The organism is Mycolicibacterium hodleri, from assembly GCF_025822245.1.
GTDB lineage: Bacteria > Actinomycetota > Actinomycetes > Mycobacteriales > Mycobacteriaceae > Mycobacterium > Mycobacterium hodleri.
In genome coordinates, this window is record NZ_JACKTL010000016.1 from 19,733 (window position 1) to 36,742 (window position 17,010).

Here is a 17,010-nt window from a genome sequence, read left to right on the forward strand (position 1 = left end):
GTCATACTGACATCGCGATCTGTGAGTCAGTCTTGAGTTTGCTGTGGACCCGCAGCGGGTTGGCCCTGGCCCGAGAGCACGCAGAACTCGTTGCCCTCGGGATCGGCCAGCACCACCCAGGACTGGACACCTTGGCCGACGTCGACGCGGCGTGCGCCCAGAGCGATCAGCCGGTCCACCTCGGCGCCTTGATCGTCGGGGGTGAGGTCGAAGTGAATGCGGTTCTTCACCACCTTGGGGTCGGAAACCTCGAGGAACAGCCAGTCCGGGCCCGTGGTCGCACGCAGGCGGACGTCGCCGTCCTCGGTCCCTTCGGCGGGCCAACCGAGCACCTCGGACCACCACTGCGCGAGCGCGTCGACGTCGGCAGCGTCGACGCACACCTCCGACCACCTCAGGCCCATCGTCAATCCCCCTGTGTCAGTTCCTTCTTCATGACCTTGCCCATCGCGTTGCGTGGCAGGGCGTCGACGATCCGCACCTCCCGCGGACGCTTGTGCGCCGAGAGCTGCCCGGCGACGAACTCGATCAACGCCCCCGGCTCGGCCGACCCGACCACGAACGCGACGATCCGCTGGCCGAGATCGTCGTCGGGCACCCCGACCACCGCGACCTCGACGACACCCTCGTGCCCGAGCAACGCCGTCTCGACCTCGCCCGCACCCACGCGGTAGCCACCCGACTTGATCAGGTCGACCGACTCGCGCCCGACGATGCGGTGCATGCCACCGGCGTCGACGACGGCCACGTCGCCCGTGCGGTACCAGCCGTCGTCGCCGAACGCCGCGGCCGTGGCCTCGGGAAGGTTGAGGTAGCCGTCGAACAGCATGGGTCCTCGAACCTCAAGGCGCCCAATGGATTCCCCATCGTGCGGCACCGGCGCACCGTCCTCGCCCGTCAACCGGGTCCGAACGCCCGCCAGCGGCAGGCCCACCCAGCCGGGTCGCCGTTCGCCGTCGGCGAGCGTGCTGAGCGTGATCAGCGATTCGGTGCTGCCGTAGCGTTCGACGGGCGCGTGGCCCGTCAGCTGGACCAACCGGTCGAAGACGGGCACGGGCAGCGGCGCACTGCCCGACACCAGCAGCCGGGCCGAGGACAGGGCCAGCGCCGCGTCGAGGTCGCCGGCGATCCGGGACCACACCGTCGGGACGCCGAAGTACAGCGATCCCGCGGCCTCCGCGTACGCGGCGGGCGACGGTCTGCCGGTGTGCACGAAGCGGTTTCCGATGCGCAAAGATCCCAGCAGACCGAGGATCAGCCCGTGCACGTGGAACAGCGGCAGACCGTGGACGAGGGTGTCGTCCGGCGTCCAGGCCCATGCCTCGGCGAGCGCGTCGACGTCGGCGGCGATGGCGCGCCGGCTGATGAGCACGCCCTTCGGCGGACCGGTCGTACCGGAGGTGTACATCACCATTGCGGTGGCGTCCGGCGACGGCTCGGCGTATCGATGCCACGACCGCGCGTGCAGGCGCACCGGGACGTGCGGAAGCCCCTCGGTCTGGTCGGGCAGCTCCCCGAGCCACGCCTGCGCGCCGGAGTCACTCAGGATGTGTCTGCGTTCGGCCTCGCCGACGTCGGCCGGTACCGGGACGACGGGGACACCGGCGATCAGGCATCCGGCGATGGCCAGCACCGTCGCGGCGGTGGGCGTGGCGAGGACCGCGATTCGGCGGGCTCCCCCGACGCGCTCGGCCACCGAGGTCGCCGCGCCGACGAGGTCGCTTCGGCTCAGGCTCACCCCTCCGATGCGCACCGCGTCTTCGAGGTCGCGGCCGGCGGCGACGGCCGACGGGTTCAGAGAGGCCAACAGCACGGGTGCGACGCTACCGTGGGCGGTGATACTGGTCGCGTGGATCCCGTGGAACGCGTCAGCACGCGCGAGGTATATCGCAACCCCTGGATGATCGTTCGCGAGGACGACATCCGCCGGCCCGACGGAAGCCTCGGCATCTACGGCGTCATCGACAAACCGACGTACGCCCTGGTGATCGCCCGAGACGAGGACCGGTACCGGCTGGTCGAACAGTTCCGCTACCCCATCGGGTTGCGCCGGTGGGAATTTCCGCAAGGCACTGCCCCCGGATCGTTGGACGGCGACGAACCGCCGCCCGCCGACCTCGCCGCCGACGAGTTGCGGGAGGAGACCGGGTTGCGCGCCGAGTCGATGGAAGTGCTCGGCCAGCTCGACGTCGCCCCGGGGATGAGCAGCCAGCGCGGCTGGGTGTTCCTCGCGACCGGGATCACCGAGGGTGAGCACGAACGCGAGCTCGAGGAGCAGGACATGCACAGCGAGTGGTTCACCGGAGACCGGATCGACGCCATGATCGTCGACGGCACCATCACCGATGCGCAGAGCATCGCGGCGTGGACGCTGCTGCGACTCGCCGACCGCCGGTGAGGAGCCGGTTGGCGGGACTGTTGCTCGCCGCGGCGACGCTGTCGGGCTGCGCGACGCCCACCGCGTCTGCGGAGGTGCGGTTGCCGCCGGTCACCGGGTCGTTCGACTACCAGCTCGGCGGGGCGTACGACATGGCCGGGTTGGCCGTCGTCGCCCGCGACGCCACCGCCGCGCCGCTGGCCGGGGCCTACAACGTCTGCTACGTCAACGGATTTCAGACTCAACCCGGCGACGGCGAGCGCTGGCTGCGCGACCACGGCTCGGCGGTGCTACGCGACGCCGATGGCACACCCGTCACCGACCCCGACTGGCCCGACGAGTACGTCCTCGACCCGTCGACCGCCGCGCAGCGCGCGACGATACTCGACGTCCTCGGGCCGGTGGTGTCGGGCTGTGCGGACAAGGGTTTCGACGCCGTCGAGGTCGACAACTTCGACACGTTCACCCGGTTCTCCGACGTCGACCGGGCGGGCGCGATCGCGCTGGCGCGTTCGTTCGCGGACATCGCCCATGGCCGCGGGCTGGCGATCGGGCAGAAGAACGCCGCCGAGTCGACCGAGGCTGGCCGGCGGGAGATCGGCTTCGACTTCGCCGTCGCCGAGGAGTGCGCAACGTATCGCGAATGCGATCGGTACCGGAAGGTGTACGGGGACCACGTCTTGCAGATCGAGTACGCCGACGACCTGCCCGCGCCGTTCCACGAGGTGTGCGGCTCGCCCGATCGCGCTCCGCTGACGATTCTGCGGGATCGCGACCTGGTCCCCAAGGGTGCCGACGGCTACGTCTACCAGCAGTGCTGAGCGACGCCTCAGTGCCGCCGCTCGGCCAGCGCCCGTAGGAAGAACGTCAGGTTGGCGGGTCGCTCGGCGAGGCGGCGCACGAAGTAGCCGTACCACTGGGTGCCGAAGGGTACGTACACCCGGACGTGGTTGCCCTCGTCGGCGAGCCGACGCTGCTCGGCGTCGCGGATGCCGTAGAGCATCTGGTACTCGAAGTCGTCGACGCTCCTGGCGAATTCGCGCGCCATGGCGGGCACGGCGTCGACGATCGCGGGGTCATGCGACGCCACCATGGGATAGCCGTCCCCCGCCATCAGCACGCGCAGGCACCTGAGATAGGAGTCGGTGACCGCCTCGGCGTCGCGGAAGGCCACCGAGGCGGGTTCGTCGTAGGCGCCCTTGCAGAGGCGGATCCGGGCCCCGGAGGCCGCGAACTCCGCGCAGTCGGCCTCGGTGCGCTTCAGATAGGCCTGCAGAACCGTTGCCAGCCAAGGAAAGTCACTGCGAAGCTCGCGCACGATCGACAGCGTCGAGTCGGTGGTCGTGTGGTCCTCGGCGTCAACCGTCACCCACGCCCCGACGTCGCGTGCCGTGCTGCAGATGAGATGGGCGTTCTCGAGGGCGATCTTCTCGCCGTCGCGAGGCAGCGCCTGGCCGAGGGCCGACAGCTTCAGCGACACCTCCAACTGGCGCGGTCCCTCGGGGGCCTCGCCGCGCTGACCGAGAGCGTTCAGCAGGTCGGTGTAGGCGCGCACGGTGGCGTCGGCCGCGTCGACGTCGGTGACGTCCTCCCCGAGGTAGTCGACGGAGACGAAGCGGCGCGAATCACGAAGTTCCGCAACCGAGGTCAGGGCGTGTTCGACGGTCTCGCCGGGAACGAATCGGTGCACCACCTCGCGGGTCACGGGCAGCCGTTCGGCCGTGCGGCGCAGACCGTCGGACCTGGCGGCGGCCAGGATCACGGGCCGTGCGAACTGCTGGAAGACGCCCATCGGTCAGCCCTTCATATGGGGGTAGTCGTGAGTCGTCGGCGCCACGAAGGTCTCCTTGATCGACCGTGCCGAGGTCCAGCGCTGCAGGTTCAGCGGCGACCCGGCCTTGTCGTTGGTCCCCGAGGCACGCGACCCGCCGAAGGGCTGTTGCCCGACGACGGCGCCGGTGGGCTTGTCGTTGACGTAGAAGTTGCCGGCCGCGTGGCGAAGTCGCTCCTGGGCGGTGAGCACCGCGGTCCGGTCGTCGGCGATCACCGCGCCGGTCAGTCCGTACTTGGAGCCGGAGTCGACGACGCCGAGCACGTCGTCCCAGCGGTCGTCGTCATACACGTGGACCGCGAGGATCGGCCCGAAGTACTCTCGTGAAAACGCCTCGTCGGTCGGGTCGTCGGACAGCAGCACCGTGGGACGGACGAAATACCCTTCGCCGTCGTCGTATTCGCCGCCGACCGCGATGGTCACCCCCGCCGTACCCTTGGCGCGCTCGATGGCGTTGACGTTCTTGGTGAAGGAACGTTGGTCGATCAGCGCGCCACCGTAGTTGGACAGATCCGACACGTCCCCGTAGGCCAGCTCGTCGGTGGCGTGGAGGAAGTCGTCGCCCATCTGCTGCCACACCGACCGCGGGACGAAGGCCCGCGAGGCGGCCGAGCACTTTTGGCCCTGGTAGTCGAAGGCGCCTCGAATGAGGGCGGTGCGCAACACGTCTGGACGCGCCGAGGAGTGCGCGACGACGAAGTCCTTGCCGCCGGTTTCGCCGACCAGCCGCGGGTAGGTGTCGTAGCGGTCGACGTGGGTGCCGACCTCGCGCCACAGGTGCTGGAACGTCGCGGTCGAGCCGGTGAAGTGGATGCCAGCCAGCCGGGGGTCGGCGAGCACCACCTCCGACACGGCGAACCCGTCGCCGGTGACAAGGTTGATCACCCCCGGCGGCAGCCCGGCCGACTCGAGCAACTGCATGGTGAGGTAGGCCGAGAACGTCTGTGTGACAGACGGTTTCCAGACGACGGTGTTGCCCATCAGGGCCGGGGCGGTCGGCAGATTGCCGGCGATCGCGGTGAAGTTGAACGGGGTGATCGCATAGACGAACCCCTCGAGCGGGCGGTAGTCGGTGCGGTTCCACACCCCCGGGGAACTCACGGGCTGCTGCGCCACGAGCTGCCGGGCGAAGGCCACGTTGAACCGCCAGAAGTCGGCGAGCTCGCACGACGCGTCGATCTCGGCCTGGTAGGCACTCTTGGACTGGCCCAACATGGTGGCCGCGGCGAGCTTGGCCCGCCACGGTCCGGCGAGGAGGTCCGCGGCGCGCAGGAACACCGCCGCGCGCTCGTCGAACGGCGTCGCCTCCCAGGCCCGCTTGGCGGACGTCGCCGCGTCGACGGCGGCGGTCGCCTCGGCGTGGCCGGCGTTGGTCAGGGTGCCGAGTACCGCGCTGTGACGGTGCGGCTGGACGACGTCGATGCGCTCGCCGCCGCCCATGGTGTGCCTGCCCCCGATCACGTGCGGAAGGTCGACGGGGTCGGCGGCGTTGAGCGCGCTCAGCTCGGCGAGGAGCGTGGCGCGCTCGGGGCTACCCGGTGCGTACTCGAGCACCGGTTCGTTGGCGGGGACGGGTACGTCGGTGACGGCGGTGAAGGCGCTCATGTGATCAGGGTCTCTCACTCCGGGCCGACGCCCGTTGGCCGATCGGACAAACTATGCGGGGCCTGCCAGTAACATCGGCCAACGTGAAGACTCCCGGCGTGGGACTCGGCCAACTGCTGCTTGCCCTGGACGCGACCATGGTGACCTTGGTCGACGCGCCGCGCGGGCTCGACCTGCCCGTCGCCTCCGCCGCGTTGATCGACGCCGACGACGTCCGCCTCGGATTGGCCGTCGGCGCCAGCTCGGCCGACGTCTTCTTCATCCTCGGCGTCGGCGACGACGACGTGTTGGCGTGGCTGGTCCAGCAAACCTCCCGGCGGGTGCCGGCCGCGATCTTCGTCAAGGAGCCGTCCGACGCAGTGGTGTCCCGTGCGGTCGCGGTGGGCACGGCCGTCGTCGCCGTCGAACCAAGGGCGCGCTGGGAGCGGCTGTACCGGCTGGTCGACCACGTCTTCGACCACCACGGCGACCGGGCGGACCCGCTGTACGACCCCAGCACCGACCTGTTCGGCCTGGCCCAGTCGATCGCCGACCGGACCCACGGCATGGTCAGCGTCGAGGACGTCCAGTCCCACGTGCTGGCCTACTCCGCCTCCAACGACGAGGCCGACGAGTTGCGACGCCTGTCGATCCTTGGTCGCGCGGGACCCCCCGAACACCTGGCCTGGATCGGGCGGGCGGGCATCTTCGACGCCCTGCGCGCCACCGGCGACGTCGTCCGCGTCGACGCCCGGCCGGAGCTCGGCCTTCGACCGCGGCGCGCCGTCGGCATCCACCACGTCGCGGCGGACCGCCGCGGTCCGGTGTTCGCGGGCACCATCTGGTTGCAGGAGGGCTCCCGACCGCTGGCCGAGGACGCCGACGACGTGCTGCGGGGCGCGGGCGTGCTGGCCGCGAGGATCATCTCCCGGCTGGCGGCCACCCCGTCGACCCATGCGATGCGGGTTCAGGAACTGCTGGGCCTGCGCGACACGTCCCTCGACGACGCGCAGGTGACCGACGTGGCGCGCGAACTCGGCGTGGTGGCAGACGGCCGGGTCGCGGTGATCGGGTTCGACGGGGCGGCGGGCGCACCCACCCGGCTCGCCGACGTTCTGGCGTTGAGCGCCAGCGCCTTTCGGCGGGACGCGCAGGTGGCCGCCGGTGCGTCCCGGGTCTACGTGCTGTTCCCCCACGCCGGCAAGGTGTCGGCGGTGTCGTCGTGGATCCGCGGCACCATCGGCGCCCTGCGCAACGAGCTGGGACTCGAGCTGCGGGCCGCCATCGCGACCCCGACGACGGGTCTGGCGGGCGCTGCCGCGGCCCGCGCCGAGGTGGACCGCGTACTCGACAGCGCCGAACGCCACCCCGGCGCGATCGGTCAGGTGACGTCGTTGGCCGAGTCGCGGACCACGGTGTTGCTCGACGAGATCGTCACGATGATCGGCGCCGACGACCGGCTCGTCGACCCCCGGGTGGCCGCGCTGCGCGAGAAGGACCCCGTTCTGGTGGACACGCTGCGGGCCTATCTCGACGCCTTCGGCGACGTCGCGGCGGCCGCGACCGGGTTGCACGTGCACCCGAACACCGTGCGTTATCGGGTGCGCAGGATCGAGGAGTTCCTGGGCGCGTCACTGTGGGATCCCGACGTGCGGCTGCTGCTGTCGCTGAGCCTGCGGGTGCCCTGACCGGCCTGCCCGCGAGTGGCCAGTTATGGCATGCGCATCCGCCCAAACCGTGCGACAAGTGGCCGCTCGGCGGAAGGTGTCAGGAAGTCAGGCGGTGGGCCGCCGCGTCGATCCGCTCGTCGGTGGCCGTCAACGCCATGCGCACGTGTCGGGCGCCGCGGGGACCGTAGAACTCCCCCGGCGCCACCAGGATGCCAAGTTCGGCCAGCGAGGCGACGGTGTCCCGGCACGGCTCGCCGCGGGTGGCCCACAGGTAGAGCCCCGCTTCGGAGTGGTCGACGGTGAACCCGGCACTCCGAACCGCTGCCAGCAGCACGTCGCGGCGACGGCCGTAGCGTTCCCGTTGCACCGCCTCGTGAGCGTCGTCGTCGAGGGCGGCGACCATGGCCGCCTGGATCGGCGTCGGCACCATCATTCCGGCGTGCTTGCGCACCGCGAGGAGCTCGGCGACCACCGCGGGATCGCCCGTCACGAAGCCCGCCCGGTAGCCAGCCAGCGACGAGGTCTTGGACAGCGAGTGGATGGCGAGCAGCCCGGTGTGGTCGCCCCCGCACACCGAGGGGTGCAGCACCGACACCGGCGCCGCGTCGGGATCCCAGCCGAGGCCGAGGTAGCACTCGTCGGAGGCGACCAACGCGCCCCGGGACCGGGCCCACTCGACGACCTTGCGGAGGTGGTCGACGCCGAGCACGGCGCCGGTCGGATTGCTCGGGGAGTTCACGAAGACGAGCTTGGGCACCCTCGGCCCGAGCTGGGTCAGCGAATCGGCGGCCACCACCTCGGCGCCCGCCAGGCGCGCCCCGACGTCGTAGGTCGGGTAGGCCAGCTCGGGCACCACGACCACGTCGTCACGGGAGAGGTTGAGAAGCGTCGGCAGCCAGGCGATGAGTTCCTTGGTGCCGATGACCGGCAACACGGCGTCGTCGGCGACACCGGTGATCCCGTAGCGGCGCTGCAACGCCGCCACCGCAGAGCCTCGCAGCGCAGCCGTCCCGGCGGTCGTCGGATAGCCGGGGGCCGAACTCGCGGCCGCCAACGCGTCGCGGATGACCGGCGCCACGTCGTCGACCGGCGTGCCGACCGACAGGTCGACGATGCCGTCGGGGTGTGCCCTGGCCGTGGCGGTGACGTCAGCCAGCGTGTCCCAGGGGAAGACCGGCAGCGACGCCGACAGGCGCCCGACCTGGCTCAGCTGTCCTCACCCTGAGGCGGCATGTCCTTGATGGCCTGCGGGTCGTTGTCGGTCTGGCCGACCTTCGACGCGCCGCCAGGAGATCCCAGCTCGGTGAAGAAGTCCGCGTTGAGCTGGGTGTAGCCGCCCCACTGGTCCGGGACGTCGTCCTCGTAGTAGATGGCCTCGACCGGGCACACCGGTTCGCAGGCGCCGCAGTCCACACACTCGTCGGGGTGGATGTACAGCATGCGTGCGCCCTCGTAGATGCAGTCGACGGGGCACTCCTCGATACATGCCTTGTCTTTGATGTCGACGCAGGGTTCGGCAATGGTGTACGTCACTGATGTCTCTCCTGTCCAGTGGGCTGCTGGTCGGTTGGGACCTGGGTCGGGACCACCGAGAAGGCAAGTATGCGATGCGCATACCTGGACGCCTGTCTCAGTGTGTCCTAACTTGGCGCGCCGCCCCGCGAGGTGGCGTCCGGTTACTGATACTAGACGTAGCAGATACCAGTCGACCAGTCCACGTTTGGCGCGTCCTGCGAATGCAACTAGTTGCATAGGACCGCCGGTAGCGCATACCGTCGCACACGTGGCCCTCCCCCACGCGATACTGGTGTCGCTGAGCGAACAGACCGGCTCCGGCTACGAACTGGCCCACCGGTTCGACCGGTCCATCGGTTACTTCTGGGCCGCCACCCATCAGCAGATCTACCGGACCCTTCGGGCGATGGACGCCGACGGTTGGGTGCACGTCGACGTGGTCGCCCAGTCCGGCCGGCCGGACAAGAAGGTGTACGGCGTCACCGACGCCGGCCGCGACGAACTGCGGCGCTGGATCGCCGAGCCGTTGACGGGCCGAGGCAGCGCGGTCACCGACTCGCGCACGCGTGACCTCGCGGTGAAGATTCGCGGGGCGGCCTACGGCGACGCCGACGCGCTGCGGGCACAGGTGCGCGAGCTGCGCGACGAGCGGGCGCGCCAGCTCGACGTCTACCGCGGTGTCGAGAAGCGCCACTTCCCCGACCCGTCGGCGCTGACCGGCGCCGCGATGCACCAACACCTGGTGCTGCGCGGCGGCATCCTCGCCGAAGAGGGATCTCTGCACTGGCTGGACGAGGTACTCACCGCCCTGGGAGGACGAGACCGTGACTAGGTATCCGAACCTGATGTCCCCGTTGGATCTTGGCTTCACCACTCTGCGGAACCGGGTGGTGATGGGGTCGATGCACACCGCCCTGGAGGACCGGGCCCGCGACACCGACCGCCTGGCCGGCTACTTCGCCGAGCGCGCCCGCGGCGGGGTCGGGCTCATCATCACCGGCGGGTACGCCCCCAACCGCACCGGCTGGCTGCTGCCCTTCGCCGCCCAGATGCTGTCGTCGTCGGACGCCCGGCGCCATCGCCGCATCACCGCCGCGGTGCACGACGAGGGCGGCAAGATCCTGCTCCAGATCCTGCACGCGGGACGCTATGCCTACCATCCCCTTTCGGTGAGCGCGTCGTCGATCAAGGCGCCGATCAACCCGTTCCGGCCGCGTGCGCTGCGCAACGTGGAGGGCACCGTCGACGACTTCGTGCGCTGCGCCCTGCTGGCCCGCGAAGCCGGGTACGACGGTGTCGAGATCATGGGCAGCGAGGGCTACCTGCTCAACCAGTTCCTCGCGCCGCGCACCAACAAGCGGACCGACGCGTGGGGCGGAACCGCCGAGAAGCGCCGCCGCCTGCCCGTCGAGATCGTGCGGCGCACCAGGGACGCGGTCGGTCGCGACTTCGTCATCTGCTATCGCATGTCGATGGCCGACTACGTCGACGACGGGCAGACGTGGCACGAAATCGTCGCGCTGGCAACCGAAGTCGAGGCCGCCGGCGCGACCATCGTCAACACCGGCATCGGATGGCACGAGGCGCGGGTGCCCACCATCGTCACCTCGGTGCCCAACAGCGCCTTCGTCGACGTCAGCAACGCGCTGGCCGAACACGTCCAGATCCCCGTCGTCGCGTCCAATCGGATCACCATGCCGCAGTCGGCCGAACGGATCCTCGCCGACGGGGCCGTCCAGCTGGTCTCGATGGCGCGGCCGCTGCTGAGCGACCCCGACTGGGTGAACAAGGCCGCCGCCGACACCGCCGACGAGATCAACACCTGCATCGCCTGCAATCAAGCCTGCCTGGATCACGCGTTCGCGCACCGGACCGTGTCGTGTCTGCTCAATCCCCGCGCGGGCCGCGAGACGACGTTGACGCTGGGCCCGACGCGGCACACCAGACGGGTCGCCGTCGTCGGGGCCGGACCCGCGGGCCTGTCGGCGGCGGTGACGGCCGCCCAACGCGGCCACGCCGTGACGCTGTTCGAGGCGGCCGCCACCATCGGCGGCCAATTCGACCTGGCGAGAAGGATTCCCGGCAAGGAGGAGTTCGGCGAGACCATTCGGTACTACACCACGATGCTGACCAAGCACGGGGTGGACGTGCGGTTGAACACCCGCGCCGAGGTCGCCGAGCTGGAGGGTTTCGACGACGTCGTCCTGGCGACCGGCGTCGTCCCACGGATGCCCGACTTCCCCGGCGTCGACCACCCCATGGTGCTGTCCTACGCCGACGCGATCCTGGGCGCACCGATCGGCGACCGCGTCGCGGTGGTGGGCGCGGGTGGCATCGGGTTCGACGTCAGCGAGTTCCTCGTCACCGCGCCTGCGGGGATGAACGTCAAGGAATGGCAAGCGGAATGGGGTGCGCTGAATCCGCAGGACGCCCCGGACAACCGGGGCGGGCTGACGACGCCGATTCCGCTGCCGCCGGTTCGCGAGGTCTACCTGTTGCAGCGCACGAGGGGCGCCCAGGGCCGCGGCCTCGGCAAGACGTCGGGCTGGGTGCACCGTGCGTCGTTGCGGGCCAAGGGGGTTCACCAACTCTCGGGGGTGAACTACGAACGCGTCGACGACGACGGCCTGCACATCAGCTTCGGCTCCGACCGCTCGGACCCGCGGGTGCTCGCCGTCGACAACGTCGTCATCTGCGCCGGGCAGGAATCGGTGCGGGACCTGGCGGACGGACTGCGCCGCCGCGGGGTCGAGCCGCACGTCATCGGCGGGGCGGACGTCGCGGCGGAGATCGACGCCAAGCGCGCCATCCGCCAGGGCACCGAACTCGCCGCCCGCCTATAGCGTGACGCCACTGCGGGAGAAGGGGAATCCCGCAGTGGCGTCACGCGGTGCGGTGTCAGGCCTGCTTGAGCGCCTCGATCTCGAGGGTGACGGTGACCTTGTCGCCGATGACGGCGCCGCCGGTCTCGAGCGGCATGTCGAGGTCGACGCCGAAGTCCTTGCGGTTGAGCACGACCGTCGCGGTGAAGCCGGCGACCTCGCCGTGGCCCATGCCCGGGTTGACGCCGTTGAACTCGAGCTTGAGGTCGATCGGCTTGGTCACGCCCTTGAGGGTGAAGTTGCCGCCGAGGACGTAGTCGTCACCGTCGGGACGCACGTCGGTCGAGACGAACGTGGCGGTGGGGTGGTTCTCGACGTCGAAGAAGTCGGCCGCCTTCACGTGCGCGTCACGCTGCTCGTTGCCGGTGTCGACCGAGTCGACGGCGATCTCGGCGGACACCGAGGGGCTGCCGTCCTCGCCGACCACGATCGTGCCGCTGAACGACTCGAAGCTGCCGCGCACCTTGCTCACCATGAGGTGGCGCACCGAAAAGCCGATCGACGAATGGACGGGGTCGATGGTCCACGTGCCTGCGCCCAGGGCGCTCGTTACCGATGCAGTCATGTCTGGTTCTCCTTGACTTGGGGCCGGCCGTCCCGACCTCTCGTCGAGTGTAAACGGACTGCGGTCCGAATTAATTCCGGCCCTCGCCCAGGAGGTCCGTCAGCGCCGCAATCGGCAGCCGCGGCGTGCGGTGTCCGTCCCTGCCGACCATGTCCACGTTCACCACCAGCGCGTTGAGCACCGCCTCCTCCACCGAGTGCACGACGGCCTCGTAGAACGGATCCATCCGGCCCCACGGCAGGAACCGCAGCGTGCCGAACTCGTCGTCGGCGGGCGGCCCGAGCGGAAAGGCACTCGCCAGGCCGTCGGCCTCCGCGGTCGAGAACGCCAGGAAGACGTCGCCGGAGAAGTGGCTGCCCGTCGTGCCGGTCCTCGCCAAGCCCAGCGGCACCCGACGGGCCAACGCCTTGCATTGGCCGGGCAGCAGCGGCGCGTCGGTCGCCACGACGACGATGACCGAGCCCGCCCCGGGCGGCGGTCGAAGGCCGAGATCCGCGGCGAACCAGTCGGAGTCCATCGGATTGTCGTCGCCCAGCAGCGGCCCGACGTGCCGGCCCGCCACGGTCAACTCGGCGCGGGAGCCAAAGTTGGCCTGCACGAACGCCGCCACGACGAACTCCCGCGTGCCGTAGTCGACGATCCGCGACGCGGTCCCGTTGCCGCCCTTGAACTCATAGCAGTTCATCCCCGTCCCGCCGCCGACCGAGCCCTCGGCCACCGGCCCCGAGGCAGCCGAATCAAGCGCCTGCTCAACGTGTTCGGGACGCACGTGGGCACCGTTGATGTCGTTGAGATAGCCATCCCACGTCTCGGCGCAGACTGGAAGCAACCACTGCCGCGCGACCCGTGGCCGGACCCGGTTCACCCAACTCACCACACCGGTGTGGCAGACACCCACGGCGTGCGTATTCGACACGACCACGGGCAGATTGAAGGCGCCGGACTCCTCGATCCAGGTGGTGCCGGTCATCTCCCCGTTGCCGTTGAGCGAGTGCCAGCCAGCCGCGCAGGCACGCCCGACGCCGTCGCGCCCTCGGGGCAGGATCGCCGTGACGCCGGTGCGCACGGCGTCACCCTCGATCAGGGTGACCTGTCCGACCTCGACGCCGGGGACGTCGGTGATCGCGTTGAGCGGACCGGGCCGACCACCCAAGGGGATCGCGAGTCCGCGAGCGCGGGGACGGCCGTCGGTGGCGTGGGTCTGAGGTGAGGTCACCCCCTACGAGTAGCACGCCCGGCCTCGGCCCGCCCGAATCAGCCCCGATCGCCCCACACGGCCTGGGCGCCCGCGTCGCCGATGCGGACGACCGTCACGATCGACGACACCCCGACGACGAGCGACACCACGGCGAGAAGAACGGTCGCGACCCGCCGGGGCGTGTCCGACCGGCTCTCCAGCACGTGCAGCACCGCCTGGGCGACGGCGACCACCAACAGCGCGACGGAGAAGTAGATCATCCAGTCGCCACGCTCGGCATGCTCGAGGAGGATCGGACGGGGCTGACCCCCGCTCTTCAACAGCCACTCGCCGGCCTCGGTGGTGATGGGCGTCAACACCGTCGTGACGGCCGCGAGGGCCAACACCAACCACACCAGTCGGCGCCGGGCGGCCGGCCAGAAACCACAGAGGATCTCCAGGATCGCGACGAGGGGTGCAAGGACCACGATGGCGTGGACCAGTAGGGCGTGGGCGGGGATGCCGGCAATCGTGGTCAAGGATGCTCCTCGGTTCGGGGCTGTCCTCGTGTATACGTGCCCAAGCCAACCCAGGTTCACCACTCGCGCGATTTACCCCGAAATGCAGGGATCAGGCGACCAGCGCCTCGTAGGTCGTGGAACGTTGGCGCGCCGGGCGACCGATGCCGTCGGCGATCGCCACCAGCTCGGCGACGGACTTGGCCGACCCGTTCTCCGAGCCCGCCATCCGAGAGATGGTCTCCTCCATCAACGTGCCGCCAAGATCGTTGGCACCACCGCGCAGCATCACCTGCGTGCGCTCGACCCCCAGCTTGACCCAGCTGGTCTGGATGGAGTCGATCCTGCCGTGCAACATGATTCGCGCCAGCGCGTGCACCGCGCGATTGTCACGGTGCGTGGGCCCGGGACGGGCACCGCCGGCCAGGTACAGCGGCGAGGACTGGTGCACGAACGGCAGCGGCACGAATTCGGTGAAACCACCCGTGCGGTCCTGGATGTCGCGCAACACGTTGAGGTGCCCCACCCAGTGCCGCGGGGTGTCGACGTGGCCGTACATCATCGTCGAACTCGACCGCAGGCCGACCTCGTGGGCGGTGGTGATGACCTCGATCCACGCCGAGGTGGGCAGCTTGCCCTTCGTCAGCACCCAGCGGACCTCGTCGTCGAGGATCTCCGCGGCCGTCCCGGGAATCGAGCCAAGACCCGCTTCGCGCAGGCTGGTCAGCCACTCCCGGATCGACGTACCGCTCTTGGTGACGCCGTTGGAGATCTCCATCGGGCTGAACGCGTGCACGTGCATCGACGGCACCCGGGCCTTGACCGCGCGCACCAGGTCGGCGTACCCGGTCACGGGCAGTTCGGGATCGATGCCACCCTGCATGCACACCTCGGTCGCACCGGCGACGTGTGCTTCCCACGCCCGGTCGGCGACGTCGTCGGTGGACAACGAGAACGCGTCCGCGTCGCCCTTGCGCTGGGCGAACGCGCAGAACCGACAGCCGGTGTAGCAGATGTTGGTGAAGTTGATGTTGCGGTTCACCACGTAGGTGACGTCGTCGCCCACCACGTCGCGACGCAACGAATCGGCAAGTGCGGCAACGGCATCCAGAGCCGGGCCGTCGGCGGTGGCCAACGCGTGATACGCGTCGTCACTGAGACCCGCGGGGTTGGCCTCCGCGGCGCGCAACGCGGCCAGCACGTCGGTGTCGATGCGCTCCGGGGCCCGGGCGGCGAGCTCGTTGACCTTCTCGCGGATCGACTCCCAGTCACCGAACGCGCTACCCAAGTCGCTGCGGGTCTCGGTCAGGCGCCCCTCCGAGTCGATCGCGGTGTGCAGGTCGGTGCGACCCAGCGATTCGGTGGCCTCGTCGGGCTCTTGCCAGGGCCGTCCGACCGGGTTGACGTCGCGGGCGAAGCCAGTGTCCGGATCGGCCAACGCGTCGACGTGCCCGCGCACCCGAGGGTCGATCCACGCCGCCCCCGCCTGCACGTACTGCGGCTGCGCGGTCAGGCGTTGCACCAGGTCGTACCCCGCCTCGGCGGTGACGGCGGCGAGCTCGTCCAGCGCCGGCCACGGACGTTCGGGGTTGACGTGATCCGGGGTCAGGGGCGACACGCCGCCCCAGTCGTCGACGCCCGCGCCGATCAGCGCCAGGCACTCCTGCCGCGACACCAGGTTCGGGGGCGCCTGGATGCGCATCTTCGGGCCCAGCACCAGCCGGCTGACGGCCACCGTCGCCAGGAAGTCGTCGATGCCCGTGTCCGGGGTACTCGCCATCGCGGTGTGGTCCTTGGCCCGGAAGTTCTGCACGATGACTTCCTGCACGTGCCCGAACTCCTTGTGGGAGCGGCGAATCGCGTGCATGGTCTCGGCACGCTCGGTGAGGTTCTCCCCAATGCCGACCAGGAGGCCGGTGGTGAACGGCACCGACAGCCGGCCCGCGTCGTCCAGGGTGCGCAACCGCACCACGGGATCCTTGTCGGGGCTGCCGTAGTGGGCCAGGCCCTTGGTCTCGTACAACCGCCGGGAGGTGGTCTCCAGCATCATGCCCATCGACGGCGCGACGGGCTTGAGGCGAGACAACTCCGACCAGGTCATCACCCCGGGGTTCAGGTGGGGCAGCAGACCGGTCTCCTCCAGGACCCGGATCGCCATCGCGCGGACGTAGTCCAGCGTCGAGTCGTATCCACGTTCGTCGAGCCACTGCTTGGCTTCGGGCCACCGCGCCTCGGGGCGGTCGCCGAGGGTGAAGAGCGCTTCCTTGCAGCCCAATTCCGCACCGCGGCGCGCGACGTCGAGAATCTCGTCGGGCTCCATGTACATGCCCTTGCCCTGCGCGCGCAGAACACCGGGCACGGTGACGAAGGTGCAGTAATGGCAGGTGTCACGGCAGAGGTGCGTCACCGGAATGAAGACCTTGCGCGAGTAACTGACGGGCAGCTTTCCCGTCGGGCCGACCCGACCCGCCGCCGTCAACCCGGCGTCACGGACCCGGGCCGCACTGGCCATCAGATCCTCGAGGTCGGCGCCACGCGCCGTCATCGCGATCGCGGCTTCCTGGACGTTCAGCGCCACCCCGTCACGGGCACGTCTCAAGACGCGCCGCACCGCGGCGGGAGACGGCGGCGCGCTGGACTCCGCCGAAGCGGAGGGCACGACGGGAATGGGCAGATCGGCACCGCGCTGGGGGTTCAGAGCCACTCCCCTGTAACCCCGCGGTCGCCCAGAATCATCCGCGCGTCCCACGATCCGAAATCAGTGCGCCTGCCATACCGGCCACAGTAGCGCCAGAACGGCCCCGCGTTGCAGGGCCGTCTCGCTACGGCGGGGGGCGCGACCGCGTAACTTACCGAGCATCGGCAGCGGCAAGGAACTCGGGGGAGAATCT

General features: G+C 70.0%; 15 protein-coding genes. 5 read left to right on the forward strand and 10 right to left on the reverse strand.

All coding sequences use genetic code 11. From position 1 onward, the window contains the following. Positions 1 to 26: 26 nt before the first annotated feature. Positions 27 to 404, reverse strand: a complete 378-nt coding sequence (locus H7J06_RS03835) for a VOC family protein (RefSeq protein WP_264037153.1) — start codon at positions 402 to 404, stop codon at positions 27 to 29. Positions 405 to 406: 2 nt separating this feature from the next. Beyond that, positions 407 to 1,813, reverse strand: coding sequence for an acyl-CoA synthetase (locus H7J06_RS03840; RefSeq protein WP_264037155.1), 1,407 nt, complete (start codon positions 1,811 to 1,813; stop codon positions 407 to 409). A gap of 36 nt (positions 1,814 to 1,849) precedes the next feature. Here H7J06_RS03840 and H7J06_RS03845 point away from each other — a divergent pair, with 36 nt between their 5' ends. Then, on the forward strand, positions 1,850 to 2,398 hold the full coding sequence (locus H7J06_RS03845) for an NUDIX domain-containing protein (protein WP_264037157.1): 549 nt from the start codon (positions 1,850 to 1,852) through the stop codon (positions 2,396 to 2,398). Then, positions 2,365 to 3,198, forward strand: a complete 834-nt coding sequence (locus H7J06_RS03850; protein WP_264037158.1) for an endo alpha-1,4 polygalactosaminidase — start codon at positions 2,365 to 2,367, stop codon at positions 3,196 to 3,198. The genes H7J06_RS03845 and H7J06_RS03850 overlap by 34 nt, the downstream gene beginning before the upstream one ends. Before the next feature lie 8 nt (positions 3,199 to 3,206). On the opposite strand, the gene H7J06_RS03855 is transcribed toward H7J06_RS03850, so the two are convergent. Both H7J06_RS03855 and pruA read right to left on the reverse strand, forming a co-directional pair. Then, positions 3,207 to 4,169, reverse strand: coding sequence for a proline dehydrogenase family protein (locus tag H7J06_RS03855; RefSeq protein ID WP_264037160.1), 963 nt, complete (start codon positions 4,167 to 4,169; stop codon positions 3,207 to 3,209). 3 nt (positions 4,170 to 4,172) lie between these two features. Then, positions 4,173 to 5,813: an L-glutamate gamma-semialdehyde dehydrogenase gene (gene pruA / locus H7J06_RS03860; protein WP_264037161.1), complete on the reverse strand. Its 1,641-nt coding sequence runs from the start codon at positions 5,811 to 5,813 to the stop codon at positions 4,173 to 4,175. An 83-nt stretch (positions 5,814 to 5,896) separates the two neighbouring features. Between pruA and H7J06_RS03865 the strand changes: the two genes are divergently transcribed. Beyond that, positions 5,897 to 7,480, forward strand: a complete 1,584-nt coding sequence (locus H7J06_RS03865; protein WP_264037163.1) for a PucR family transcriptional regulator — start codon at positions 5,897 to 5,899, stop codon at positions 7,478 to 7,480. A 79-nt stretch (positions 7,481 to 7,559) separates the two neighbouring features. On the opposite strand, the gene dapC is transcribed toward H7J06_RS03865, so the two are convergent. Then, positions 7,560 to 8,654: a succinyldiaminopimelate transaminase gene (gene dapC, locus H7J06_RS03870; protein ID WP_264037187.1), complete on the reverse strand. Its 1,095-nt coding sequence runs from the start codon at positions 8,652 to 8,654 to the stop codon at positions 7,560 to 7,562. A 14-nt stretch (positions 8,655 to 8,668) separates the two neighbouring features. Continuing rightward, positions 8,669 to 8,995 carry a ferredoxin gene (fdxA, locus tag H7J06_RS03875; RefSeq protein ID WP_264037165.1) on the reverse strand — a complete coding sequence of 109 codons (327 nt, stop codon included), beginning with the start codon at positions 8,993 to 8,995 and terminating at the stop codon, positions 8,669 to 8,671. A 250-nt stretch (positions 8,996 to 9,245) separates the two neighbouring features. Between fdxA and H7J06_RS03880 the strand changes: the two genes are divergently transcribed. Together H7J06_RS03880 and H7J06_RS03885 are read left to right on the forward strand one after the other, a co-directional pair. Next, positions 9,246 to 9,809: a PadR family transcriptional regulator gene (locus H7J06_RS03880; protein WP_264037167.1), complete on the forward strand. Its 564-nt coding sequence runs from the start codon at positions 9,246 to 9,248 to the stop codon at positions 9,807 to 9,809. A gap of 13 nt (positions 9,810 to 9,822) precedes the next feature. Next, positions 9,823 to 11,820, forward strand: a complete 1,998-nt coding sequence (locus H7J06_RS03885; RefSeq protein WP_264037188.1) for an NADPH-dependent 2,4-dienoyl-CoA reductase — start codon at positions 9,823 to 9,825, stop codon at positions 11,818 to 11,820. Between the two features lie 55 nt (positions 11,821 to 11,875). On the opposite strand, the gene H7J06_RS03890 is transcribed toward H7J06_RS03885, so the two are convergent. The 4 genes from H7J06_RS03890 to H7J06_RS03905 all read right to left on the reverse strand — a co-directional run bounded on the left by H7J06_RS03890 (position 11,876) and on the right by H7J06_RS03905 (position 16,823). Continuing rightward, the gene (locus H7J06_RS03890) at positions 11,876 to 12,424 is read right to left on the reverse strand and encodes a YceI family protein (protein ID WP_264037169.1); all 549 of its coding nucleotides are present in this window, start codon (positions 12,422 to 12,424) and stop codon (positions 11,876 to 11,878) included. A 70-nt stretch (positions 12,425 to 12,494) separates the two neighbouring features. Continuing rightward, a complete protein-coding gene (locus H7J06_RS03895; RefSeq protein WP_264037172.1) occupies positions 12,495 to 13,640 on the reverse strand; it encodes a DmpA family aminopeptidase in 1,146 nt (381 codons plus the stop codon). A gap of 38 nt (positions 13,641 to 13,678) precedes the next feature. After that, a complete protein-coding gene (locus tag H7J06_RS03900; RefSeq protein ID WP_264037174.1) occupies positions 13,679 to 14,140 on the reverse strand; it encodes a DUF2231 domain-containing protein in 462 nt (153 codons plus the stop codon). Between the two features lie 91 nt (positions 14,141 to 14,231). Then, entirely contained in the window at positions 14,232 to 16,823 is a 2,592-nt protein-coding gene (locus H7J06_RS03905) for a bifunctional FO biosynthesis protein CofGH (protein ID WP_308205697.1), read from the reverse strand. Between the last annotated feature and the right edge of the window lie 187 nt (positions 16,824 to 17,010).

What these genes read in the sequence shown, in the direction of transcription:
- H7J06_RS03835 (WP_264037153.1), bottom strand. Translation starts at nt 404, where the DNA reads ATGGGCCTGAGGTGGTCGGAGGTGTGCGTCGACGCTGCCGACGTCGAC.
- H7J06_RS03855 (WP_264037160.1), bottom strand. Translation starts at nt 4,169, where the DNA reads ATGGGCGTCTTCCAGCAGTTCGCACGGCCCGTGATCCTGGCCGCCGCC.
- pruA (WP_264037161.1), bottom strand. Translation starts at nt 5,813, where the DNA reads ATGAGCGCCTTCACCGCCGTCACCGACGTACCCGTCCCCGCCAACGAA.
- H7J06_RS03885 (WP_264037188.1), top strand. Translation starts at nt 9,823, where the DNA reads ATGTCCCCGTTGGATCTTGGCTTCACCACTCTGCGGAACCGGGTGGTG.
- H7J06_RS03890 (WP_264037169.1), bottom strand. Translation starts at nt 12,424, where the DNA reads ATGACTGCATCGGTAACGAGCGCCCTGGGCGCAGGCACGTGGACCATC.